We start from the raw sequence: 24,104 nt of genomic DNA, 5'->3' as shown, positions 1-24,104 counted from the left end.
GCGTGAGGGTAGCGCACGCCACGCTGAAATTTATTTGTATTGGGTAAACCCGACGAACCCCAAGGCTACGTCTACAGTCTTACCGAACACGAATATCCCCAGGAGCTTCCATGTCTCGTTTCACTCGCAGTGCAGTTGTTCTCACCCTCAGCGCCAGCGCCCTGGCCAGCCTGCCGGCCATGGCCGCCGATGCACTGAATTATAACCAGATCTCCCTGCGCGCCGAAGTCAGCCAGGAAGTGGCCCGCGACAAGATGATCGTCACCCTTTACACCGAATCGCAAAACGCCGACCCGGCCAAGCTCGCGGCCGAAATCACCACCACCCTGAACCAGGCGCTGGGCCAGGCTCGCGAAGTCAAAGGCGTGACCTTGCGCCAGGGCAGCCGCAACAGCTACCCGATCTACGACAGCAAGAACCAGAAGATCACTGGCTGGCGTGAACGTGCAGAACTGCGTATGGAAAGCGCGGACTTCCCGGCACTGTCCAAACTTACCGGCGAGCTGCTCAACACTCTGAAGATGGACAGCATGGACTTCGCCATCGCCGATGCCACGCGCAAGGCCAGCGAAGATGCGCTGCTCAAAGATGCCGTGGCTGCATTCAAGGCGCGTGCGCAACTGGCTACCGATGCACTCGGTGGCAAGGGCTACAAGATCGTCAACCTGAACTTCAACACTAATGGCTACCCGATGCCCTACGCCCGCAATGGCGGCATGATGATGAAAGCCGCCATGGCCGATTCAGCACCGACGCCTGAAGTGGAAGCCGGCACCAGCCAGGTCAACATGAGCGCCGACGGCGTGATCGAAGTTTTACAGTAACTTTTTTAGACAGGACAACGGCGCAACCCCACGGGGCTTGCGCCTTTTTTTTGCGCGTTAGCGCCACGTCATATCCAGCAGTACATCTCGCAGGAATCAAGTGCCCGGCTTCCACGACTCATTACTGCCATAGCTACCAGGGAGGGATGTGCTGGCATTTATTCATACAATGAGAGCCGAATTTATGTCCCTGTCACTCAACTCAACCCACAGGTTATCGCTGCCACTCGTAGTCGCCAAACCGACGTCGGCCATTCAAGCGCAGGCGACACCGCCCACTGCAAAAACCGCCCAACCCGACGAAACAGCACTGCTCAAGGCCTATCTCGAGGCCGCACAACGTAAGGTGTTACACGGCAATGCCGGGCTTATAACCGTGCCGCCCCAGAGCACTCTGGGCCAGTGGCTTGGGCTGTATCGCATGCATTTGGAAAACGCCGTGGTACAAGGCTGGCTGCAGGAACAACACTTCGCCCCGGACACCTTGCTTTCAATCAACCCGTCTACAGGTACCTTGTCCGCCAAGGTCGAGGGCAAAACTAAAACCTTCCATCTCTCGGATTCATCAGGCTGGGGACAAATTTCAGGACCATTGCTGGACGCCGCAAAAGTTATCGCCCCTGGAAATAACGGTGATTTACGTGTGAGGCTGCGCAAGGACTCCATCAAGGTCAGCGCAAAAGTGGTGGCCAACTTTGAAGGTGTGCCCCTTCCCCAAAAGCTGTCACAGGCTCGAACACAAATAAGGCACCTGGAACACAAAGACACCTTCGATCCTATCCCCGCCGATGACCGCCTGCGCCCTGCCAGCAGCCGCTCGCCACAGGCGCTGCAGGTGCAAAAACACAACGCCGCCAACTACTACAGCACCGCACCACAAGCCTTGGCTTACAAGCGCATGGCAGTTGACGTCGCCGACAACCTGCCCAATACGCGGGCAGAGGCCAAAAAGTGGGCGGATGACCTGCTGCTCAAACTCACGGGCAAACCTATCGACTCCGACACCGTGTACTTGAACCGTTTCAAAGGTGGCGAAAGCGCAGACACGGCGACCGGCTGGGAACACACCTTTCAAGAACCCTGGTCTTCGCTGCGCTTGCCCGACGCCTTGCTGAAGAACTTCTCCGAGCACGACTGGGTGCCCGGCAACCTGGACCTGGAAGCGGGGCTGTATACCCAGCCTGCTGGGCAAAGCGAAAAAGACGGCTACGGCAAACACAATCAAATCGACCTCAAGCCGTCCCAAGTGATGCATGAAAGCTGGAAAACCGACTTTCAGACCCAAATGACCCAGAAGATTGACCACTTCTGGAGCACGCATAACGACGAGTATGAGACGACGATCAAAGGTGAATTCATCTTCCAGGCCCGCAAGCAATTGAAAAGCGCCGAGAGCAGACCCCCTCTTGAACGTTCCTTGCAAGCGCCCGAGCACCAGTTCACCCGTGACGACTACCGTTTGGTGATGGGTGCCGTGTCCAACCTTACGCTCGATGAAAACGCCCCGATCACCGTGGAACAACTCAAGGCCAAAGCACCGGCAAACGGCAACGTTCAAGCGCATGCCCTGAGCCTCCACGGGGTTACGTCCAGCGATATAGTGAGATTCAGCGCTGCGGACGGTGGCCGGCAAGTGCTCTATATACCGGGCGCCGAACCAGCATTCTTGCGCTTTGATTCTATTGAGAGGCTGGATCAGTGGCTGCTCGAGCAAGCCAAGAACCCTGCAAAACGCGAAGCACTGGCGGCTCACTTCCCAATGATCTATCGCCAGGACCAGACCAAGAGCTTTGCTGAACGCGCGGCAAAAGTACTGATGCCCATTCTGTGGTTCACCCATGTGGGCGAGAAGAAGGATGGCCTGGACACCCTCTTGGCGAAAATGGCCAGTGGTGAGTTGAAGGGGTCAGCGATTGACCGCAGCCACGCTGCCATTAAAGACGACGTTTTTTCCACATTGGCGACGGCCGCCAAAGAACGGATGAACAGTGACGCCGATGTAGTCATCAAGTCCAACAGCGAGGTGATTCGCGATACTTGGCTGAACGACATCACCGTAGCCGCCGGCCTGCTGGTCAAACTCGCGCCCATCGCCGCGCCCGTAGCCGCCGCAGCGGTGGCGGCCGGGTTGACCGAGGTGGCGCTAGGGGCAGAAAAAACCTCGTCTGGCGACACCGTGACAGAGCGGGATGAGGGCGCCTCCAAAGCGTTCGATGGCTTACTCAATACAGTGTTTTCCTACGGTGCCAGTGCTGTGCCGGAAGACCCTTTTGCACTGCCCGCAGAAAAAGAACTGCCGCGCCTTAAGCCCCAGCCTCTCCCCAGGGCAAACGCTCGCGAACCACAACCTGGGACGTCCACAGGCACCCCTGTGGTTAGCGACTCCGTTAACGCCCCACTCCCCAGATCCCGTTCACTCATTCCAATGGCGCAATATGCCGTCCCGGAGGGTGAACAGCTGATAAAGAACGCGCCTCGCGACGCGTTGGGTGTTTATCGAGTAACCGACAGCCAGGGAGTGCTGCGCCAGTTAGTGCGCCTTACCGACGAGACGGGGGCGAGCAAGGTATTTGAGATATCGGGGCGTTACCGGACCGGTGATGCATTTGCCAGAGTCATCAACCCCGATAACGGCGCGGGGCTGATGGTCATCACACCCGGGCGTAACGGAGAGTGGGCGCGGGCACCGGGTGATGGCGGGATAAAATGGCCGTGGCCGTGGCAACGTCCTGAGTCCCCGACACCCAGTAACGATTTAAAAACGCCCGCACATGTATCGGATAATTTTATTGAGTTAGACGGCACCAAAATGAAAGGCGCTGACCTATTCGACAAGTATTTCAACGTTGAAGAGCAAGCGAACTATAAATATGGCGTCACTTTCAGGGAAAATAACGGTATTTTAGAAAATCGTCCTGTCTTTTCCTGGACAGCAGACAGCGCGGATTTCACCGTACTTGCATCGGAAACAGCCTCCCCCTCCTCGTTTGGTAGCAGCAATTACTCCGAATACTTTATCAAAGACATCGACCGAGACCCTTACACAATAAGACGCCCTGGCCTGGAGAACGTTGAGATCAACATACCCCGGCAGCTAGCAGGAATGACCATCCCAGATAACTTAGAAGGGTCAATTCGTGAGGGTCTGGTAAGGGACGGGATCGATACATTTGAGCGCACCGTGCCCAATCCTGACATGCGAGCGGCAATTTCAGAGGTTGCTCATCAAGGTTCTTCCGCTCCTGCGTGGTTTGAATTGCAACCTCCGCGAGTGAAAGACGGCTATAGCAGCAGCGTTGGCGACCGGCAGTACTTCATCGACTACAACCCTCTAAAAAATGAGACCGAGGTCACAATAGTCACCCAATGGCACCTGAAATATGATGTTAGAGGTGAGTCCACCCTCGTCGATGACGTGAACATAACAGCCACTCGGACTTTCACCCTTCGTGAAAGTAATGAAATAGACGGCCCGCCCGTTACAATCGATAAGTCGGCTCCCACCCGTATAGAGGTATCCCCCGCATAAAGGTATCCCCTACCTAAGCCAGCTGAACGGCGGTAACCTCGGTGACCGCCGTTTTTGTTTGGGCTGCTTTAAGATGCCCGCCGCCTCAGGGGTCTCCATGGAAAAAATCGCCGTCAAGCCACTGCTCCTCGCCGCAAGCCTTCTGGCCTTTATACCAATGACCCAGGCAGCCACCACCCTGGTCTACTGCTCCGAAGCCAGCCCCGCCGGCTTCGACCCCAGCCAGTACACCAGCGGCACCGATTTCGATGCGTCCGCCGAAACCGTGTTCAACCGCCTGACCCAGTTCAAGCGCGGCGGTACCGAAGTCGAACCTGGCCTGGCCACCAGTTGGGATGTTTCCAAGGATGGCCTGACCTACACCTTTCACCTGCGTGAAGGCGTCAAGTTCCATACCACCGACTTCTTCACCCCGACTCGTGACTTCAACGCCGATGACGTGCTGTTCACTTTTAATCGCCTGCTCGATGCCGACAGCCCGTTTCGCAAGGCCTACCCCTCAGAGTCGCCCTACTTCACCGACATGGGCTTGAACACCACGATCAAGAACGTCGAAAAACTCGACGAACGCAGCGTGCGGTTCAACCTGAACACGGTCGATGCTTCGTTCGTGCAAAACCTGGCCATGAGCTTCGCCTCTGTGCAATCGGCCGAATACGCCACCCAGTTGTTGAAACAAGGCAAGGCGGAGCAGATCAACCAGCAACCGGTCGGCACCGGGCCGTTTGTGTTCAAGCGCTACCAGAAAGACTCGCAGATCCGTTATGTGGCCAATAAACAGTATTGGAAGCCCGAGGATGTGAAGCTCGATAACCTGGTGTTCGCTATCACCCCGGACGCCGCCGCGCGCCTGCAGAAACTCAAGGCGGGCGAATGCCAGGTCAGCGGTTACCCACGCCCCGCCGATATCGAGGTGATGAAGCAAGACCCCAACCTGCGCGTACTGCAACAAGCGGGCTTCAACCTGGGCTTCCTGGCCTATAACGTGACTCACCCGCCGCTGGATCAACTCAAGGTTCGCCAGGCACTGGACATGGCCATCGACAAGCCCGCAATCATCAAGGCCGTGTACCAGGGCGCCGGGCAATTGGCGCAGAACGCACTACCTCCCGCGCAGTGGTCTTATGACCCGAAAATCCAGGACGCCCCCTACGACCCGACCAAGGCAAGGTTGCTACTAAAAGAAGCAGGGGTTGCACCAGGTACCACCATCAACCTGTGGGCAATGACCGTACAACGCGCCTCAAATCCGAATGCGCGGATGTCTGCACAAATGATTCAACAGGATTGGGCCAAGGTCGGCATCAAGGCCAACATCGTCAGCTATGAGTGGGGCGAATACATCAAGCGCGCCAAAAATGGCGAACACGATGCAATGATTTATGGCTGGACGGGCGACAACGGCGACCCCGATAACTGGCTGGGCGTGCTCTACAGTTGTGCTGCGGTCAAGGGCAGCAACTACGCCAAATGGTGTAACCCGGCGTATGACAAGCTGGTGCAGCAAGCCAAGGTCAGCAGCGACCGCGAGCAGCGCATCAAGTGGTATCAACAGGCACAGAAAATCCTTAAGGAACAAGTACCTATAACGCCTATTGCGAACTCGACGGTTTTCCAGCCTATGCGCAAGCAAGTGCGTGACTTCAAGATCAGCCCGTTTGGGCTAACGCCGTTCTACGGTGTGGGTCTAGATAAGTAACAGCCGCGCCCCAACCGAGTGCGCTAGACGCCTCGGCTGGGCTTTTTTGGTGCGCCATTTGCACCGAAAAAACCCTCCAAACAGGCACTTTTGTGTCGAGACTTTCATAATTGCGACATTCCTGTACGTTCGTACCACAGTTTTCCCTTTGCAACCGCTCTGCATCTTGCATTGGGTATGGCGCCTGCATAAGTATCCGCAGGCCGACTCACGAGGTCGCCCTCACCACCAAAAATGACAACAAATCATGAGGCCAACATGCTTAAACACGCAGTCCTTCCGTTATTAGTGAGCGCTGGCCTTATGGCCGCAGCCCCCGTAGCCCTTGCGGCAACTAACCTGGTGTTCTGCTCCGAAGGGAGCCCGGCCGGTTTTGATCCAGGCCAGTACACCACCGGAACAGACTTCGATGCCTCGGCCGAAACCATGTTCAACCGCCTGAGCCAGTTCGAACGTGGCGGCACCGCCGTCGTTCCTGGCCTGGCCACTAGCTGGGACGTGTCCCCGGATGGCCTGACGTACACCTTCCACCTTCGCGAAGGCGTCAAGTTCCATACCACCCCGTATTTCAAGCCAACTCGTGAATTTTCGGCTGACGACGTACTGTTTACCTTCAACCGGATGATCAATAAAGACGATCCATTCCGTAAGGCCTACCCCACCGAGTTCCCGTACTTCACGGACATGGGGATGGACACCAACATCAAGAACATCGAAAAAATCGATGACCACACCGTCAAGTTCACCCTTGGCACCGTGGACGCCGCGTTCATCCAGAACCTGGCCATGAGCTTCGCCTCGATCCAGTCCGCCGAATACGCTGCGCAGTTGTTGAAGGAAGGCAAGCCTGCCGACATCAACCAGAAGCCGGTCGGCACTGGCCCGTTCGTGTTCAAGAGCTACCAGAAAGACTCGAACATTCGCTACACCGGCAACAAGGACTACTGGAAACCTGAAGACGTGAAGATCGATAACCTGATCTTCGCTATCACCACCGACCCGTCGGTGCGTATCCAGAAGCTCAAGAAAAACGAATGCCAGATCACCCTGTTCCCACGTCCGGCCGACCTCAAGGCGCTGGGTGAGGACAAGGACCTGAAACTGCCGCACCAGGCCGGTTTCAACCTGGGCTACATCGCCTATAACGTCATGCCTGTACTCAAGGGCCAGACCGCCGCGAACCCGCTGGCTGACCTGCGCGTCCGTGAAGCCCTGGACATGTCGGTGAACAAGCAGCAGATCATCGACTCCGTGTACCAGGGTGCCGGCCAACTGGCGGTCAACGCCATGCCGCCGACCCAGTGGTCCTATGACACCACCATCAAGGATGCCAAGTACGATCCTGCCAAGGCCAAGGAATTGCTCAAGGCCGCTGGCGTCAAGGAAGGCACCGAGATCACCCTGTGGGCCATGCCGGTCCAGCGCCCCTACAACCCCAACGCCAAATTGATGGCCGAGATGCTGCAGAACGACTGGAAACAGATCGGCCTGAAGGTCAACATCGTCAGCTACGAGTGGGGCGAGTACATCAAGCGCTCCAAAGGCGGCGAGAACCAGGCCATGATCATTGGCTGGAGCGGCGACAATGGTGACCCGGACAACTGGCTGAACGTGCTGTTCGGCTGCGACTCGCTGTCGGGCAACAACTTCTCCAAATGGTGCGACAAGAAATTCGACGGCATCGTTAAAGAAGCCAAGGCCACATCGGATGTCGCCAAACGCACCGAGCTGTATAAGCAGGCGCAACATATCCTCAAAGATGCAGTCCCGATGACACCTATCGCGCACTCGACGGTGTATCAACCCATGCGTAATACCGTGCAGGACTTCAAGATCAGCCCGTTTGGCTTGAATTCCTTCTACGGCGTTAGCGTCAGCGGCAAGTAAGGTTCAATAACGGCGACGTTTCATAACGTCGCCGTTATTCCATCCGCCTGGACCTTAGGAAACAGACTACGTTTGCAAGCGTTGCCGTCTTACAGCAATGAACTGCGACCCGTGCCTCCGTTGCCTACAAGGTCAGTCAGAATTGACGCATTTACTGCAAGGTCAGCGCCCCATAAGGTCGTAGGACAGCAGAGGCATCACTCTGGGAAGGGCACTTGCTGTGTGTGGGATCAGTGATGTCTGCCTGGCTGTAAGCCAGCAGGAAGGCTCGCTGTTGATAACTACAAACAAGGACCGGGATCGTCATGCGCCATACCACCGTTGTATCCGCTCTGTTTGCCACCAGCCTGCTGGCCATGGCCACCATGGGCCAAGCCGCCGAGAAAAAGAGCCTGGTGTTCTGCTCCGAAGGCAGCCCGGCAGGGTTTGACACTGCGCAATACACCACCGCTACCGACAACGATGCGGCGGAGCCTTTGTATAACCGTTTGGTGGAGTTCGAAAAAGGCGCGACCGACGTCGTCCCTGGGCTGGCAACCAAGTGGGATATTTCCCCGGATGGCCTGACCTACACCTTCCACCTACGTGAAGGGGTGAAGTTCCACAGCAACAAGGAATTCAAGCCGACACGGGACTTCAACGCCGACGACGTGCTGTTCACCTTCAACCGCATGCTTGACCCCGAACACCCGTTCCGCAAGGCCTACCCCACCGAGTTTCCGTACTTCAACGGGATGAGCCTGAACAAGAACATCGCCAAGGTCGAGAAAACCGACCCGTACACCGTGGTGATGACGCTGAACACGGTCGACGCCGCGTTCGTGCAGAACATCGCCATGAGCTTTGCCGCGATCCTTTCGGCGGAATACGCCGAGCAGTTGCTCAAGCAAGGCCGGCCCAGCGACATCAACCAGAAGCCGATCGGCACTGGCCCGTTCGTGTTCCAGCGCTATCAGAAAGACTCGCAGATCCGCTACGTGGGCAACAAGCAGTACTGGGACCCGAGCCGCGTCAAGCTGGACCAACTGATCTTCGCCATCAACACCGACGCCTCGGTACGCGTACAGAAGCTCAAGGCCGGCGAATGCCAGGTGACCTTGCATCCACGCCCTGCCGATGTCGAGGCCCTCAAGGCCGACCCGAACCTGCAACTGCTGACCAAGCCGGGCTTTAACCTGGGCTATATCTCCTACAACGTGCGCCACAAGCCATTCGATCAGCTTGAAGTACGCCAGGCGCTGGACATGGCGGTGAACAAGCAGAGCATCCTCAATGCTGTGTACCAGGGCGCCGGGCAACTGGCGGTCAACGCCATGCCGCCGACGCAGTGGTCCTACGACGACAGCATCAAGGACGCCGCTTACGACCCGGAAAAAGCCAAGCAGTTGCTCAAGGCCGCCGGGGTCAAGGAAGGCACCGAGATCACCCTGTGGGCCATGCCAGTGCAACGCCCGTACAACCCCAACGCCAAGCTGATGGCGGAAATGCTGCAGAACGACTGGGCCAAGATCGGCCTCAAGGTCAAGATCGTCAGCTATGAATGGGGTGAGTACATCAAGCGCACCAAGAACGGTGAGCACGATGTCAGCCTGATCGGTTGGACCGGCGACAACGGTGACCCGGACAACTGGCTCGGCACCCTCTACAGCTGCGACGCCATCGGCGGGAACAACTACTCCATGTGGTGCGACCCGGCGTACGACAAGCTGATCAAGCAAGCCAAGGTCGTGACCGACCGCGAACAAAGGACTGTTCTGTACAAACAGGCGCAGCAATTGCTCAAGCAGCAGGTGCCGATCACGCCCATCGCGCACTCGACGGTCAACCAGCCGTTAAGCGCCAAAGTCGAAGGCTTCAAGGTAAGCCCCTTCGGCCGCAACGTGTTCTCGGGCGTCAGCATCAACCCATAAGAAAATAACCGGATGGCGGGGAGCGAAATACGCTCCCCGGCAAACGTGCAGGCTTTTGTTGGGAAATTTCCTACGCCAAACGTTTGCAATAGCTTGAACGAGTTCCACACCCAATAGCCGGATCACCCAAAAAGACCGGCATTAAAAAAGAGAACCAAAGGAGCTTCACCCATGAAACTGAGCAGCAAAGCGCTTCTGGCCTTGGCCATCAGCAGCATCACGGCCACCGCCTACGCTGAAACGCAAAGCCAGGACTTCGTTCCTACCACCCTGGCCGGCACCAGCGCCCAAAGCGAGGCCAAAGGCTTTATCGAAGATTTCAGCCTGGGCGGCACCACGCGTAACTGGTACTCCCATGAAAGCAAATACCGTGGGGGCACCTTCTCGTACCAGAAGCACGGCCAGACCCTGACCGATCGCAACCGTACCAACTGGGTGCAGGGCACCATCCTCAACGCCAGCTCGGGTTTCACCCAGGGCACCGTAGGGGTCAAGACTGAAGTGGCGGTGTACAACGCCCTGGTGCTGGATCGCAGCAAGCGTGATATCAAAGGCGGCTCCAACCGTACCCTGGCCGACTCCAACGGTGACGCAGTAGACCAGTGGAGCAAACTGGGCCTGGCCAACGTGCAATTCCGCGTGTCCAACACCACACTGACCGCCGGTCGCCAGAACTTCAGCAGCGGCATCGTCGACACCATCGGCAACCGTGCTCTGCCTTCGAGCTTCCAGGGTGTGAGCTTCAACAGCGAAGAATTCAGCAACCTGTCGTTCCAGGGCGGCGTGTTCGACCGCGTTTCGCCACGTAGCGAGCAGAGCCTGTCGAAATTCCGTAGCGAATACGGCAATGGCGCAGAAACCGACAAAGTGTCGACCCTGGGTGTGAACTACCAGCCGCTGAAAAGCCTGAAAACCAGCTTCTTCGCCGCCAACGTGAAGGACTTCTGGAACCAGTACTACTTCGGCGCCACCCACGAGCTGGGCGACGCGCAGCAGTTGGGCCTGACCACCGGCTTCAACTACTACAAGACTGTCGATGAAGGCAAAAAAGAGATGGGGGAAATCGACAACGATACCTTCTCCCTCTCCCTGGGCCTGACTCACCAGGCACACAGCCTGACCTTCGGCTACCAGCAAGTGAACGGTAACGAGTACTTCGACTACCTGCACGAAACCAACGGTATCTACCTGGCCAACTCCCTGACGTCTGACTTCAACGGCCCGAACGAGAAATCCTTCCAGATCGCCTATGCCATCAACATGGCTGAATACGGCGTACCCGGCCTGAAGTTCAACGCTTACTCGGCACGCGGCTGGGACATCGACGGTACCCACTACACCGGCAACAATGGCCGGGCCAAGTTTGCTTATGACGGCATCCAGTCCCAGGACGGCGAGAAGCACCAGGAATACGGTGTAGGCGCCTCTTACGCGCTGCAGAGCGGCCCGCTCAAAGCCACCACCGTGCGCGCGACCTATGTTGAGCACCGTGGCAGCGAGTTCCAGTCCGACGGCAGCATCAAAGAGTTCCGTCTGGTCACCACCATCCCGTTCAACATCCTTTAATTAGCGCCAGGCAGGCGGCGAGCTCAGGACGAGCCCGCCGCCTACGCTTTTCTGGCTCCATCGATTGCAGAGGGCTCTGAATGAAAATGCTCCCACTACAAGCCGCCATGGCCGCTGCGCTGTTGAGCGTGGCGATCGGCGTTTCGGCCAAACCGCTGGTGGTCTGCACCGAAGCCAGCCCGGAAGGTTTCGACCCGGTCCTGTACACCACTGCTGTGACTGCTGACGCCGCCGCTGAAACCATGTTCAACCGCCTGGTGGACTTCAAGCCCGGCACCACTGAAGTGGTCCCTGCCCTGGCCAAAAACCTGCCGGAAATCAGCGCCGATGGCCTGACCTACACCTTCCATCTGCGTGACGACATCAAGTTCCACACCACCGACTATTTCAAACCCACGCGCAACCTGAATGCCGATGATGTGCTTTGGAGCTTCCAGCGCCAGCTGGACCCGAATCACCCGTGGCATAACAAGTCCCTCGTGGGCTACCCGTACTTCGAAAGCATGGGGTTCAAGGAACTGCTCAAGAGCGTAGAAAAGACCGACGATCACACCGTCGTCTTTACCTTGACCCGTCCGGAAGCTCCGTTTCTGGCCGACCTGGGTATGGCATTCTCTTCAATCCACTCGAAGGAATACGCCGACCAGTTGCTCAAGTCCGGTAAAACTGAAGACCTCAACGCCAAGCCTATCGGCACTGGCCCATTCGTCTTCAATCGTTATCAGAAAGATGCCCAGGCGCGCTTCAAGGCCAACCCGGACTACTTCCGCGGCAAGCCGGCGGTCGACCCGCTGATTCTGGCGATCACCACCGATAACAACGTGCGCCTGCAAAAGCTCAAGGCCAACGAATGTCAGATCGCGTTGTTCCCCAAGCCGGATGACATTCCAAGCATCAAGAAAGACCCGAACCTGAAGGTCGATGAACTGGCGGCGATGACCACCAGCTACACCGCATTGAACACCACTCGCAAATACATGAGCGATGCCCGAGTACGTCACGCGATCAACATCGCGTTCGACAAGGCCGGTTATACCGAAGCGCTGTTCGGCAAGGGCAATGCAGTCGTGGGCACCGGCCCGTATCCGCCGACCTTGCTGGGTTTCAGTGAAAAGCTGAAAAACCCACCGCGCGACCTGGATAAGGCGCGCGCCCTGCTCAAGGAAGCCGGCGTGCCGGAAGGCACCGAGTTCACGCTGTTCACCCGTAACGGCGGCGGCCCGACAAACCCTAACCCGATGCTCGGCGCCCAGCGTATGCAGGCGGATCTGGCGCAGGTTGGCCTGAAGGTCAATATCAAAGTCATGGAATGGGGCGAAATGCTCAAACGCGCTAAAAACGGCGAGCACGACATGGTGTCGGCAGGCTGGGTCGGTGATAACGGCGACCCGGATAACTTCCTCACCCCGAACCTGAGTTGCGATGCGGCGAAAAACGGCGAAAACTACGCGCGCTGGTGTAACAAAGAGTTTCAGGACTTGATCGACAAGGCTCGTGCGGAAAAGGAACCGGCCTTACGGGCCGCGCTCTATGAACAAGCACAGGATGTCTTCGAAAAAGACCAACCATGGCTTCCCATGGCTTACCCGAAACTGTTCACCGCCATGCGCAAGAACGTAGAAGGCTTCATCCAAAGCCCTCTGGGTACGAATAACTTCGCCACCACCCAGGTGAAGTAATAAGAAAAACGCTCGGCACCGTCGACGCTGACGGTGCCGGACCTGCCTAACCGGCTGATTGAGGTACACACCAAGATGTTTAGTTTTATTGCCCGCCGACTGGGGTTATTGATCCCCACGTTCTTCGGCATCACGTTGCTGACCTTTGCGTTGATTCGCATGATTCCAGGCGACCCCGTAGAAGTCATGATGGGCGAGCGACGGGTTGACCCCGAAATGCACGCACAGGCAATGGAGCGCCTTGGCCTTAACAAGCCGCTGTATGCGCAATACCTGGACTATGTCGGCAAGCTCGCCCAGGGCGACCTTGGCGAATCGCTGCGCACCCGCACCAGCGTGTGGACCGAATTCACCGCTCTCTTCCCCGCGACCCTGGAGCTGTCCATGGCCGCGCTGTTGTTCGCCGGTATCCTGGGCCTGTTGGCCGGGGTGATCGCGGCACTCAAGCGAGGATCCCTGTTCGACCATGGGGTGATGGGCATCTCCCTGGCGGGGTATTCGATGCCGATCTTCTGGTGGGGCCTGATCCTGATCATGTTCTTCTCGGTAAGCCTGGGCTGGACCCCGGTATCCGGGCGTATCGACCTGCTCTATGACATCGAGCCGCGCACCGGCTTCATGCTGATCGACACCCTGCTGGCCGACGAGCCGGACGCGTTCTGGGATGCATTGCACCACCTGATCCTGCCGGCCATCGTGCTCGGCACCATCCCGCTGGCGGTGATCGCGCGCATGACCCGTTCGTCGATGCTCGAAGTGCTGCGTGAGGACTACATCCGTACCGCCAAGGCCAAGGGCCTGTCGCCAGCCCGCGTGGTGTTCGTGCACGGCCTGCGTAACGCACTGATCCCGGTGCTCACCGTGGTCGGCCTGCAAGTCGGCACGCTGCTGGCCGGTGCGGTACTGACCGAAACCATCTTCTCGTGGCCCGGCATCGGCAAATGGCTGATCGAAGCCATTGGCGCGCGGGACTACCCGGTGGTGCAGAACGGCATTCTGCTGATCGCCTGCCTGGTGATCCTGGTGAACTTCGTGGTGGATATCCTCTACGGCTTCGCCAACCCACGCATCCGTCACCAGCGCTGAGATCATGACCATGATTACACCTACTCAAGTGTCAGCAGTCGATCAGAGCCTGCTGTACCCGTCCCCGTACAAAGAATTCTGGCAAGCCTTCTCCAAGAACAAAGGCGCGGTCGCCGGCCTGCTGTTCATGTTGCTGATCGTGTTCTGCGCGATCTTCGCCCCGTGGGTTGCCCCGCATAACCCCAGCGAGCAATACCGCGACTTCCTGCTCACACCACCGGCGTGGCTGGAAGGTGGGCAAATGCAGTTCCTGCTGGGCACCGACGAACTAGGCCGTGACTTGCTCTCGCGCCTGATCCAGGGCTCGCGTCTATCGTTGCTGATCGGTTTGTCGTCGGTGGTGATGTCGCTGATCCCGGGTATCCTGCTGGGCCTGTTCGCCGGGTTCTTCCCGCGCTTGCTCGGCCCAACCATCATGCGTCTGATGGACATCATGCTGGCCCTGCCATCGCTGCTGCTGGCCGTGGCGATTGTCGCCATCCTCGGCCCTGGCCTGATCAACACCGTGATCGCCATCGCCATCGTGTCGTTGCCATCCTATGTGCGCCTGACCCGCGCCGCCGTGATGGGCGAACTGAACCGCGACTACGTGACTGCCGCCCGCCTCGCTGGCGCCGGCCTGCCACGCCTGATGTTCATCACCGTGCTGCCTAACTGCATGGCGCCGCTGATCGTACAAGCGACCTTGAGCTTTTCCTCGGCGATTCTCGATGCCGCGGCCCTGGGCTTCCTCGGCCTTGGCGTACAACCGCCAACCCCTGAGTGGGGCACCATGCTGGCTTCGGCCCGAGACTACATCGAACGCGCCTGGTGGGTCGTGAGCCTGCCTGGCTTGACCATTTTGCTCAGCGTGCTGGCAATCAACTTGATGGGTGACGGCCTGCGCGACGCGCTGGACCCGAAACTCAAGAACGCCGCCTGAGGAGATTCCCATGTCACTGTTAGAAATCAAGAATCTCAACGTGCGCTTCGGCGACAAGACCGCCGTGCCGGTGGTCGATGGCCTCGACATTTCGGTCGACAAAGGCGAAGTCCTGGCGATCGTTGGCGAGTCGGGCTCGGGTAAATCCGTGACCATGATGGCGCTGATGGGCCTGATCGAGCACCCTGGCATCGTCACCGCCGACGCCCTGAACTTCGACGGCAAGGACATGCTCAAGTTGAGCAACCGCCAGCGCCGCCAGATTGTCGGCAAAGACCTGGCGATGGTGTTCCAGGACCCGATGACCGCGTTGAACCCCAGTTACACCGTGGGTTTCCAGATCGAAGAAGTGCTGCGCCTGCACCTGAAAATGTCCGGCAAACAAGCGCGCAAGCGGGCTATCGAGCTGCTGGAAAAAGTTGAGATCCCAGGCGCTGCCAGCCGTATGGATGCCTACCCGCACCAATTGTCCGGCGGTATGAGCCAACGCGTGGCAATCGCCATGGCAATTGCCGGTGAGCCCAAGTTGCTGATTGCCGATGAACCGACCACTGCGTTGGACGTGACCATCCAGGCGCAGATCATGGAACTGCTGCTGGCCCTGCAAAAAGAGCAGAACATGGGCCTGGTGCTGATCACTCACGACCTCGCGGTGGTTGCCGAAACCGCCCAGCGCGTGTGCGTGATGTACGCAGGCCAGGCGGTGGAAGTCGGCCAGGTGCCGCAGCTGTTCGACATTCCGGCACACCCGTACAGCGAAGCGTTGCTCAAGGCCATTCCCGAGCACAGCCTCGGCGCAACGCGCCTGGCCACGTTGCCGGGCATCGTGCCCGGCCGCTACGACCGTCCGCAGGGTTGCCTGCTGTCGCCGCGCTGCCCGTACGTGCAGGACTCCTGCCGCGCCCAGCGGCCGGGCCTTGATCCGAAAAGCCACAGCCTTGCCCGCTGCTTCTACCCGCTGAACCAGGAGGTGGCGTAATGGCCGTCGTACTTACCGCCCGCGACCTCACCCGTCACTACGAAGTGTCCCGCGGCCTGTTCAAGGGTCATGCCACCGTGCGTGCCCTCAATGGTGTGTCTTTTGAGCTGGAAGCCGGCAAAACCCTCGCCGTGGTAGGCGAGTCGGGCTGTGGCAAATCCACCCTGGCCCGCGCCCTCACGCTGATTGAAGAGCCCTCGTCGGGCTCGTTGAAAATCGCCGGGCAAGAAGTGGCCGGCGCCGACAAGGCCCAGCGCAAGCAATTGCGCAAAGACGTGCAGATGGTGTTCCAGAGCCCCTATGCCTCGCTGAACCCACGCCAGAAAGTCGGTGATCAACTGGCCGAACCGCTGCTGATCAACACCAACCTGTCCGCCGCCGAACGCCGCGAGAAAGTGCAGGCGATGATGAAGCAAGTGGGCCTGCGCCCTGAGCATTATCAGCGCTACCCGCACATGTTCTCCGGCGGCCAGCGCCAGCGCATCGCGTTGGCCCGCGCCATGATGCTGCAACCCAAAGTGCTGGTGGCGGACGAACCGACATCGGCACTGGACGTGTCGATCCAGGCGCAGGTGCTCAACCTGTTCATGGATTTGCAGCAGGAATTCAACACCGCCTACGTGTTCATCTCCCACAACCTGGCGGTGGTGCAGCACGTGGCTGACGATGTGATGGTGATGTACCTCGGCCGCCCAGTGGAAGTGGGCCCCAAGGAAGACATCTACGCACGCCCGCTGCACCCCTACACCCAGGCGCTGCTGTCGGCCACGCCGACCATTCACCCGGACCCGAGCAAGCCGAAGATCAAGATCGTCGGCGAACTGCCCAACCCACTGAACCCGCCGCCTGGCTGCGCATTCCACAAGCGTTGCCCGTATGCGACGGCGCGTTGCAGCAGTGAAGAGCCGCTGTTGCGTCCTTTGGATAACCGGCAGGTGGCTTGCCACTACGCGGAGCAATTCGTGGCCTGAAGCAACACAACCTCCTCCTGTAGGAGCGAGCTTGCTCGCGAAAGACGTCAACGATAACGCGGGTAGTCTGGTTTAACGCGGTGTTCATACGTTCTTCGCGAGCAAGCTCGCTCCTACAGGGGCCGCGGTTTCAATGAGTTCCATCGCCCTTCCCGCCAGATTGCGCATCAGCCTGGCCGGAGGGGCTTTTTTTGCGCGTTTGTAACAAAGAACATACCGATTAAACCTCGCCCTTCACAGCCGCCAGCCTTGAAAACATTGAGCCAGAGCCTTAAGGAAAGTGTATAGATTGTAAATGCAATTTACTTCTGTTTGAGAATCAATACCATTACGGCGCATGGAGAGCGCTGGATGCACGAAAAAATTCAGACGACTCTCGTTCAATCGCCCCTCCTAAAGGACTTTGTGGACATGTCGTCTCAATTCAGGCTCAGCCATCTATCGTTGGCGTTTATCGCTACCCTTTCGTCCCCCGCGCTGCTGGCGCAGAGTGTGGAAAAAGAACGCGACAAGGTGCCGATCGAAGCGACAGACCTGCCTGTGGACGGCACGCCCCAAGCTCTGGTGCTGGGCGAGACGCACGTGCTGGGCACCGCCGCCGAAGAACTCAAGCAAGCGCCCGGCGTGTCGATCATCACTGCCGAAGACATCAAGAAGCGCCCGCCCACCAACGACCTGTCGGAGATCATCCGTCGCGAGCCGGGCGTGAACCTGACCGGCAACAGTTCCAGCGGCAGCCGTGGCAATAACCGTCAGATCGACCTGCGGGGCATGGGCCCGGAAAACACCCTGATTCTGATCGATGGCAAACCGTCGACCTCGCGCAACGCCGTGCGTTATGGCTGGAGTGGCGACCGTGATACCCGTGGCGAAACCAACTGGGTACCGGCCGAAGAAGTCGAACGCATTGAAATCCTGCGCGGCCCGGCTGCTGCCCGTTATGGCTCCGGCGCCATGGGCGGGGTGATCAACATCATCACCAAACGCCCCACCGACCAACTGCACGGCTCGCTGACCGCCTACACCGCCTTCCCCGAAAACGATGCCGAAGGCGCGAGCAAACGCACCAACTTCAACCTCAGCGGCCCGTTGACCGACACCCTGGCGTTCCGCGTCTATGGCGGCCTGAACAAGACCGATGCCGATGACGCCGACATCAACCGCGCAGCGCAGGCGACCCCGGACTCGCTGGTGGCCGGCCGCGAAGGCGTGCGCAATAAAGATGTGAATGGTTTGCTGAGCTGGCAGTTCACTCCTGAGCAAACCCTCGACCTGGAGGCCAGCTACAGCCGCCAGGGCAATATTTTCGCCGGTGACACCATGCTCAACGGCGGTGGCGCATTCGTGGAAAGCCTGGTGGGCAAGGAAACCAGTGTGATTCAGCGCAGCAGCTTTTCAGCCACGCACCGCGGCGAATTCGATTGGGGTTCGACACTGGCCTCGTTGACCCACGACCTGACTCGCAACGAACGTCTAAACGAAGGCCTGGCCGGTTCCGGCGAAGGCGCGCCCTCCGCCAGCGCTGGTCGTTTCGAATCGCGCTTGCGTAATACCCGGGCCACTGCGCAGGTCAACCTGCCCCTGAGCGTCGGTGCCGAACAGGTGCTGACCCTGGGCAGCGAATACCTCTACGAGTCGATGAACGACCCAGGCTCGTTGCGCCCGCAAAGCTATGACCCGGGCACCGGCGGCGTACCCGCCATCCCGGGCGTCAGCCGCAACAGCACCAAGACCACCGCCTCGAGCTACGCCTTGTTTGCCGAGAACAACATCGAGTTGGGCAGCAAAACCGTCATCACGCCTGGCTTGCGCTTCGACGATCATGAGGAATACGGCGGCAACTGGAGCCCCAGCTTCAATGCCTCGCACCAGTTGACCGACGAACTGAGCATCAAGGGCGGCATTGCCCGCGCCTACAAAACCCCCAACCTGTACCAGTCCAACCCGAACTATTTGCTCTACAGCCGTGGTAATGGCTGCAACGCCAGCGAAGCCAACATGGGCGGTTGCTACCTGGTGGGCAACCGGGACCTGAAGCCGGAAATCAGTGTCAACAAGGAAATCGGCCTGGCTTTCGACAAGGGCACCTGGCGCACCAGTGCGACGTATTTCCGTAATGACTACAAGAACAAGATCAACGCCAGTAACGAGGCGGCTTTCCGTCTGGACAACGGCCGACGTGTATTGGAGTGGGAAAACAGCGGCCCAGCCTTGGTACAGGGCGTTGAAGGCAACCTGTTCGTCAGCCTGCGCGATGATTTGGACTTGAACACCAACCTGACCTATATGATCGACTCCAAGGACAAAGACACCGGCGAGCCCTTGAGCATCATCCCCAAGTACACCATCAACACCACGCTGGACTGGCAAGCCACTGACAAGCTGTCATTCCAGGTCAGCGGCACCTATTACGGCAAACAAGAAGCACCGACGCTCAACTCACGCAGCGCCAGCCGTTACGATCGCAGCGCCCAGCAGGACGTCGACCCGTACGGGTTGATGGGCCTGAGCAGCGGCTATGAGTTCAGCAAAAACCTGAGCGTGCGGGTGGGCATCAACAACCTGCTGGACAAGCGCCTGTCGCGCAAAGGCAACGCCGAGGATGCGGGCGCGCAGACTTACAATGAGCCGGGCCGTGCTTACTTCGCGTCGGTGACCACTTCGTTCTGAAGAAAAGGGCGGCCAATAAAAATGCCTTGGGGGTCCCTTCCAAGGCATTGATTGTTTGAAACGCTCCCCCTTGGCGAGCCTACGTCTGGCTATCGCCTTCGTCTGCGTCGTCGCTGTCAGGCTCGTCGGTGGTCGAGTCGTCATCGTCTTCGCTGCCACCCTGGCCTTTATCGCCGGGCTCCGCTTCGGACTTGGCCAACTGCAAGTCCGAAATCTGGCTACTCGCCACCATCTCTGGGCCATGCACCGGGGCGTGCGCCCAGGCCGTCGACATCCCCAACGACAACAGCACCAGCACCTTCATCAATAGCACTACGCGTTGAACAATACCCATGGTCGATTCCGTCCAGTCAATAGATGAATTCTGCCGGCAATAACTTGCCGCCACCCGCGTTGACGCTAGTCGCGATTCTGGATTTACGCCAGGCTTCAGGTCTCGCCGTCGTCATAGGTATCGCTGGCTTCCCCTTCGTTATAGGGGTTCTCCTGATCCTCCTTGGGCGCCGGTTGGACCTGGGGCTGCCAACTGCCGGAGTTGACTTCATTGGCCTTTTTCTTGCTGACCGGACCGGTGTCTTTCCATTGGGGCGTGCCGGTATCGGCAAAAGTCGGAAAGGTCGTCGCTCCCAGGCTTGCCAGCAACACCAGATGGATGGCGAATCGAACATTTCGCACGGTGCTCTCCTTCACAGTCACTGTGTGAAAGCTAGACCCAATGCAGGGTTATCGCCAATTTCCAACCTTATAGAGACCAGACCCTGGGTAGTTGAAGCCAATAAAAAGGGGCGAAGCCATCACAGCTTCGCCCCTCTTTCACCCGCCCAGACCTTAGTGGTGTTCGCGGGTCGCGCGGAATTTCACATCCGGCCAACGCTCTTCCATCAGCGCCAGGTTGACCCGGGTCGGGGCCAGGTAGGTCAGGTGACCACCGCCGTCGATCGCCAGGTTTTCCACGGCCTTGTTGGAGAACTCTTCCAACTTCTTCTTATCGCTGCAATCAATCCAGCGCGCCGAATACACGGTGATCGGCTCGTAGGAGCACTCCACCTTGTATTCCTCTTTCAAGCGGCTGGCGACCACGTCGAACTGCAGCACACCCACGGCGCCGAGGATGATGTCGTTGCTGCGCTCGGGGAAGAACACCTGGGTGGCGCCCTCTTCGGCCAATTGCTGCAAGCCTTGGCGCAATTGCTTGGATTTGAGCGGGTCACGCAGGCGCACGCGGCGGAACAATTCCGGGGCGAAGTGCGGGATACCGGTGAAGCCCAGCGCTTCGCCTTCGGTGAAGGTGTCGCCGATCTGGATGGTGCCGTGGTTATGCAAACCGATGATGTCGCCGGCGTAGGCTTCTTCGAGCTGTTCACGCTCGGAGGAGAAGAACGTCAGTGCATCGCCAATGCGCACGTCCTTGCCGGTGCGCACATGGCGCATCTTCATGCCTTTTTCGTAGCGGCCGGAGCAGATACGCATGAAGGCGATACGGTCGCGGTGCTTGGGGTCCATGTTCGCCTGGATCTTGAACACGAAGCCGGTGAATTTCTCTTCCACCGGCTCCACGGTGCGCTCGTTGGCGACGCGGGCCAGCGGGCGCGGGGCCCAGTCCACGACGGCGTCCAGTACGTGGTCGACGCCGAAGTTGCCCAGGGCGGTACCGAAGAACACCGGGGTCAACTGGCCGTCGAGGAACTCCTGCTGGTTGAACTCATGGCAGGCGCCCTGCACCAGTTCCAGTTGGTCGACGAAACGATCGTACTCGTCACCCAAGTGGGCGCGGGCTTCGTCGGAGTCGAGCTTTTCAATGATCTTGGTTTCGGTGCGTTCATGACCGTGGCCAGCGGTGTAGACAATGATGTAGTCGTCGGCCAGGTGGTACACGCCCTTGAAGTCGCGGTAGCAACCAATCGGCCAGGTGATCGGCGCGGCCTTGATCTTCAGGACGGCTTCGATTTCATCCAGCAGCTCGATGGGGTCGCGGATATCGCGGTCGAGTTTGTTGATGAAACTGACAATCGGCGTGTCACGCAGACGGCACACGTCCATCAGCGCGATGGTACGTGGCTCGACGCCTTTACCGCCGTCGAGGACCATCAGCGCCGAGTCCACCGCGGTGAGGGTGCGGTAGGTGTCTTCGGAGAAGTCTTCGTGCCCTGGGGTGTCGAGCAGGTTGATCATGTGCTCGCGATACGGGAACTGCATGACCGACGTGGTAATGGAAATACCCCGTTGTTTTTCCATTTCCATCCAGTCGGAGGTGGCATGGCGGTCGGATTTGCGCGATTTCACCGTGCCGGCTACCGCGATCGCCTTGCCCATCAGCAACAGCTTTTCGGTGATGGTGGTTTTACCGGCATCGGGGTGGGAAATAATGGCGAAAGTGCGGCGTTTCGCGACTTCGGCGGCCTGGTGGGTCATGGGAAATCGCCTGGCAGGTGAGTCAAAAAAGGGCGGCGAGTATAGCGCAAACGCGAGGGTACGGACCACCGTTGAGCCCATTGGGGGTGGCTAAATGCGCCCAAGTGTGGAACCTTTTAAAAGGTCGAGACGTCCACTCCCCTGCTACCGCACTCGGAACAGGGGCTGAAAAATCAGCAAGTTAGCCTGACGAGGCTGCGCTTATGGCTCGATCGCATACTGCATAGCCAGTATCGGCGAGCTGCTTTTCGCGAACTCATCAGAGGCAGCCAGGAATGGCATTGCCGCTCGGAAATGTGTTCGCCGACAAAAGAAAAAAAGGAGTCCGCCTGTGGCTATTCGCTATGGCAAAGGGCTGATAGGAGCAGTGGTTGTCGTCGCTCTCCTGGCCCTGCTGGTCCACTGGATCGGCATCAACACGATCGAACTGTACCGCGACGATTTGTTGTTTTACCTGCAAGCTCATCTGATTCTGGTTTTAGTCTCCATGCTGGCGGCCCTGATTGTGGGCATCCCCGCCGGTATCCTGCTCAGCCGACCCAACATGGTCGGGCGCGCAGAACGTTTCATGCAGATCTTCAACATCGGCAACACCGTCCCTCCCCTGGCCGTACTGGCCATCGCCCTCGGCGTCCTCGGCATCGGCAGCGGCCCGGCCATCTTCGCGCTGTTCCTTGCCTCGCTCCTGCCCATCGTGCGCAACACCTACGAAGGCCTGAAAAACGTTCAGGGCTCCCTCAAGGAAGCCGCCACCGGCATCGGCATGACCCCGCGCCAGGTGCTGTTTCGCGTGGAGCTGCCCAACGCCGTGCCGATCATCATCGGCGGTGTACGCGTGGCCCTGGCGATCAACGTCGGTACCGCACCGCTGGCGTTCCTGATTGGCGCCAACAGCCTGGGCAGCCTGATTTTCCCTGGCATCGCCCTGAACAACCAGCCGCAACTGTTGCTCGGCGCCGCGTGTACCGCGCTGCTGGCATTGCTGCTTGATGGCCTGGTGACCATGGCCAGCCGCCTCTGGCTGGAACGCGGGTTGCGCCCGTCTTAAGGCCCGGTAAAGGAAATCACATGAAAAAGCTGAGCTTGATATTAGGCTGCGCCCTGCTGTTTGCAGGTATTGCGCAAGCCGCTGAAAAACCCGTGATCCGCATTGGCGCCCGGGTGTTCACCGAGCAAACCCTGCTCGCCGAAATCACCTCCCAGTACCTGCGCACCAAGGGCTACGACGCCCGTGTGACCGGCGGCCTGGGCAGCAACCTGGCGCGTAGCGCCCAGGAAAGCGGGCAACTGGATCTGATCTGGGAATACACCGGCGTGTCGCTGGTGGCCTACAACCATATCGACGAGAAACTCGACAGCGAACAGTCCTACGCTCGGGTCAAAGAACTCGATGCGAAAAAAGGCTTGGTCTGGCTGTCGCCGTCGCGTTTCAGCAACACCTACGCACTGGCGCTGCCGGAGAAAGTTGCCGAGGAACATCCCGAGATCAACAGCATCAGCGATCTCACCAAAGCCATGGCCGAAGACACCAAAGAGCACCGCCTGGTCGCCCTGGACACCGAGTTCGCCAACCGCTCCGACGGCCTGGCGGGCATGGTCAAGCTGTACGACATGAACCTGACGCGCAACAACACCCGGCAGATGGACGCGGGCCTGGTCTACACCGCCCTGCGTAATGGCCAAGTGTTTGCCGGACTGGTCTATACCACCGACGGCCGCCTGAACGCGTTCAAGTTGAAGCTGCTCGAAGACGACAAGCACTACTTCCCCGACTACACCGCAGCCCCGGTGATCCGCCAGGAATACCTCGACAAACACCCGCAGCTGGCCGCCGAACTCAAGCCTTTGGCCAACCTGTTCGACGATGAAACCATGCGCCAACTGAACGCACGGGTCGACGTCGACCATGAAAGCCCGTCCGCCGTTGCCGCCGATTTCCTGCGCCAACATCCAATCAACTAAAAAGGAGA

At 58.8% G+C, this 24,104-nt stretch carries 17 protein-coding genes; 14 read left to right on the top strand and 3 right to left on the bottom strand.

Translation table 11 applies throughout. The features are described from left to right. Positions 1-110: 110 nt before the first annotated feature. The 12 genes from ACP7CZ_RS18385 (at position 111) to ACP7CZ_RS18330 (ending at position 19,722) form a co-directional block, all read left to right on the top strand. Positions 111-824 (top strand): SIMPL domain-containing protein, encoded by a 714-nt coding sequence (locus tag ACP7CZ_RS18385; protein ID WP_034126285.1) that lies wholly within the window; start codon positions 111-113, stop codon positions 822-824. Positions 825-1,008: 184 nt separating this feature from the next. Next, the gene (locus ACP7CZ_RS18380) at positions 1,009-4,353 is read left to right on the top strand and encodes a dermonecrotic toxin domain-containing protein (protein ID WP_294160833.1); all 3,345 of its coding nucleotides are present in this window, start codon (positions 1,009-1,011) and stop codon (positions 4,351-4,353) included. A gap of 97 nt (positions 4,354-4,450) precedes the next feature. Beyond that, a complete protein-coding gene (locus tag ACP7CZ_RS18375) occupies positions 4,451-6,052 on the top strand; it encodes an ABC transporter substrate-binding protein (RefSeq protein WP_054896908.1) in 1,602 nt (533 codons plus the stop codon). Between the two features lie 258 nt (positions 6,053-6,310). Next, entirely contained in the window at positions 6,311-7,939 is a 1,629-nt protein-coding gene (locus ACP7CZ_RS18370) for an ABC transporter substrate-binding protein (protein WP_034126282.1), read from the top strand. A gap of 356 nt (positions 7,940-8,295) precedes the next feature. Then, on the top strand, positions 8,296-9,849 hold the full coding sequence (locus ACP7CZ_RS18365) for an ABC transporter substrate-binding protein (RefSeq protein WP_371920470.1): 1,554 nt from the start codon (positions 8,296-8,298) through the stop codon (positions 9,847-9,849). A gap of 171 nt (positions 9,850-10,020) precedes the next feature. Continuing rightward, a complete protein-coding gene (locus ACP7CZ_RS18360) occupies positions 10,021-11,415 on the top strand; it encodes an OprD family outer membrane porin (protein WP_089041380.1) in 1,395 nt (464 codons plus the stop codon). Between the two features lie 80 nt (positions 11,416-11,495). After that, entirely contained in the window at positions 11,496-13,094 is a 1,599-nt protein-coding gene (locus ACP7CZ_RS18355; RefSeq protein WP_294160828.1) for an ABC transporter substrate-binding protein, read from the top strand. 75 nt (positions 13,095-13,169) lie between these two features. Beyond that, positions 13,170-14,180: an ABC transporter permease subunit gene (locus tag ACP7CZ_RS18350; protein WP_003171721.1), complete on the top strand. Its 1,011-nt coding sequence runs from the start codon at positions 13,170-13,172 to the stop codon at positions 14,178-14,180. Between the two features lie 10 nt (positions 14,181-14,190). Next, entirely contained in the window at positions 14,191-15,102 is a 912-nt protein-coding gene (locus tag ACP7CZ_RS18345; protein WP_070415410.1) for an ABC transporter permease subunit, read from the top strand. A gap of 10 nt (positions 15,103-15,112) precedes the next feature. Then, positions 15,113-16,081: an ABC transporter ATP-binding protein gene (locus ACP7CZ_RS18340; protein WP_034126279.1), complete on the top strand. Its 969-nt coding sequence runs from the start codon at positions 15,113-15,115 to the stop codon at positions 16,079-16,081. Then, positions 16,081-17,052: a peptide ABC transporter ATP-binding protein gene (locus ACP7CZ_RS18335; RefSeq protein WP_003188483.1), complete on the top strand. Its 972-nt coding sequence runs from the start codon at positions 16,081-16,083 to the stop codon at positions 17,050-17,052. The genes ACP7CZ_RS18340 and ACP7CZ_RS18335 overlap by 1 nt, the downstream gene beginning before the upstream one ends. A gap of 411 nt (positions 17,053-17,463) precedes the next feature. After that, the gene (locus ACP7CZ_RS18330; RefSeq protein WP_294160800.1) at positions 17,464-19,722 is read left to right on the top strand and encodes a TonB-dependent siderophore receptor; all 2,259 of its coding nucleotides are present in this window, start codon (positions 17,464-17,466) and stop codon (positions 19,720-19,722) included. Positions 19,723-19,801: 79 nt separating this feature from the next. On the opposite strand, the gene ACP7CZ_RS18325 is transcribed toward ACP7CZ_RS18330, so the two are convergent. The 3 genes from ACP7CZ_RS18325 to ACP7CZ_RS18315 form a co-directional block, all read right to left on the bottom strand. Further along, positions 19,802-20,056 carry a hypothetical protein gene (locus ACP7CZ_RS18325; protein WP_072447040.1) on the bottom strand — a complete coding sequence of 85 codons (255 nt, stop codon included), beginning with the start codon at positions 20,054-20,056 and terminating at the stop codon, positions 19,802-19,804. A 95-nt stretch (positions 20,057-20,151) separates the two neighbouring features. Then, complete coding sequence (locus ACP7CZ_RS18320; RefSeq protein WP_034126276.1) at positions 20,152-20,397, bottom strand: hypothetical protein; 246 nt, start codon at positions 20,395-20,397, stop codon at positions 20,152-20,154. A 153-nt stretch (positions 20,398-20,550) separates the two neighbouring features. Next, positions 20,551-22,134, bottom strand: a complete 1,584-nt coding sequence (locus ACP7CZ_RS18315) for a peptide chain release factor 3 (protein ID WP_034126275.1) — start codon at positions 22,132-22,134, stop codon at positions 20,551-20,553. Positions 22,135-22,465: 331 nt separating this feature from the next. Here ACP7CZ_RS18315 and ACP7CZ_RS18310 point away from each other — a divergent pair, with 331 nt between their 5' ends. Beyond that, positions 22,466-23,182: an ABC transporter permease gene (locus tag ACP7CZ_RS18310; protein WP_003188475.1), complete on the top strand. Its 717-nt coding sequence runs from the start codon at positions 22,466-22,468 to the stop codon at positions 23,180-23,182. A gap of 20 nt (positions 23,183-23,202) precedes the next feature. Beyond that, positions 23,203-24,096 carry a glycine betaine ABC transporter substrate-binding protein gene (locus ACP7CZ_RS18305; RefSeq protein WP_034126274.1) on the top strand — a complete coding sequence of 298 codons (894 nt, stop codon included), beginning with the start codon at positions 23,203-23,205 and terminating at the stop codon, positions 24,094-24,096. The last annotated feature ends 8 nt before the right edge of the window (positions 24,097-24,104 follow it).

The sequence above is a fragment of the Pseudomonas sp. DWP2-2 genome (genome assembly GCF_049897065.1).
GTDB classification, from domain to species: domain Bacteria; phylum Pseudomonadota; class Gammaproteobacteria; order Pseudomonadales; family Pseudomonadaceae; genus Aquipseudomonas; species Aquipseudomonas paracarnis.
The sequence above is the reverse complement of the archived record's forward strand: the minus strand, read 5'-3'. Positions and strand labels throughout refer to the sequence as shown.

What these genes read in the sequence shown, in the direction of transcription:
- ACP7CZ_RS18330 (WP_294160800.1), top strand. Translation starts at nt 17,464, where the DNA reads ATGTCGTCTCAATTCAGGCTCAGCCATCTATCGTTGGCGTTTATCGCT.
- ACP7CZ_RS18355 (WP_294160828.1), top strand. Translation starts at nt 11,496, where the DNA reads ATGAAAATGCTCCCACTACAAGCCGCCATGGCCGCTGCGCTGTTGAGC.
- ACP7CZ_RS18345 (WP_070415410.1), top strand. Translation starts at nt 14,191, where the DNA reads ATGATTACACCTACTCAAGTGTCAGCAGTCGATCAGAGCCTGCTGTAC.
- ACP7CZ_RS18360 (WP_089041380.1), top strand. Translation starts at nt 10,021, where the DNA reads ATGAAACTGAGCAGCAAAGCGCTTCTGGCCTTGGCCATCAGCAGCATC.
- ACP7CZ_RS18385 (WP_034126285.1), top strand. Translation starts at nt 111, where the DNA reads ATGTCTCGTTTCACTCGCAGTGCAGTTGTTCTCACCCTCAGCGCCAGC.
- ACP7CZ_RS18315 (WP_034126275.1), bottom strand. Translation starts at nt 22,134, where the DNA reads ATGACCCACCAGGCCGCCGAAGTCGCGAAACGCCGCACTTTCGCCATT.
- ACP7CZ_RS18305 (WP_034126274.1), top strand. Translation starts at nt 23,203, where the DNA reads ATGAAAAAGCTGAGCTTGATATTAGGCTGCGCCCTGCTGTTTGCAGGT.
- ACP7CZ_RS18370 (WP_034126282.1), top strand. Translation starts at nt 6,311, where the DNA reads ATGCTTAAACACGCAGTCCTTCCGTTATTAGTGAGCGCTGGCCTTATG.
- ACP7CZ_RS18335 (WP_003188483.1), top strand. Translation starts at nt 16,081, where the DNA reads ATGGCCGTCGTACTTACCGCCCGCGACCTCACCCGTCACTACGAAGTG.
- ACP7CZ_RS18325 (WP_072447040.1), bottom strand. Translation starts at nt 20,056, where the DNA reads ATGGGTATTGTTCAACGCGTAGTGCTATTGATGAAGGTGCTGGTGCTG.
- ACP7CZ_RS18350 (WP_003171721.1), top strand. Translation starts at nt 13,170, where the DNA reads ATGTTTAGTTTTATTGCCCGCCGACTGGGGTTATTGATCCCCACGTTC.
- ACP7CZ_RS18340 (WP_034126279.1), top strand. Translation starts at nt 15,113, where the DNA reads ATGTCACTGTTAGAAATCAAGAATCTCAACGTGCGCTTCGGCGACAAG.
- ACP7CZ_RS18365 (WP_371920470.1), top strand. Translation starts at nt 8,296, where the DNA reads ATGGCCACCATGGGCCAAGCCGCCGAGAAAAAGAGCCTGGTGTTCTGC.
- ACP7CZ_RS18380 (WP_294160833.1), top strand. Translation starts at nt 1,009, where the DNA reads ATGTCCCTGTCACTCAACTCAACCCACAGGTTATCGCTGCCACTCGTA.
- ACP7CZ_RS18375 (WP_054896908.1), top strand. Translation starts at nt 4,451, where the DNA reads ATGGAAAAAATCGCCGTCAAGCCACTGCTCCTCGCCGCAAGCCTTCTG.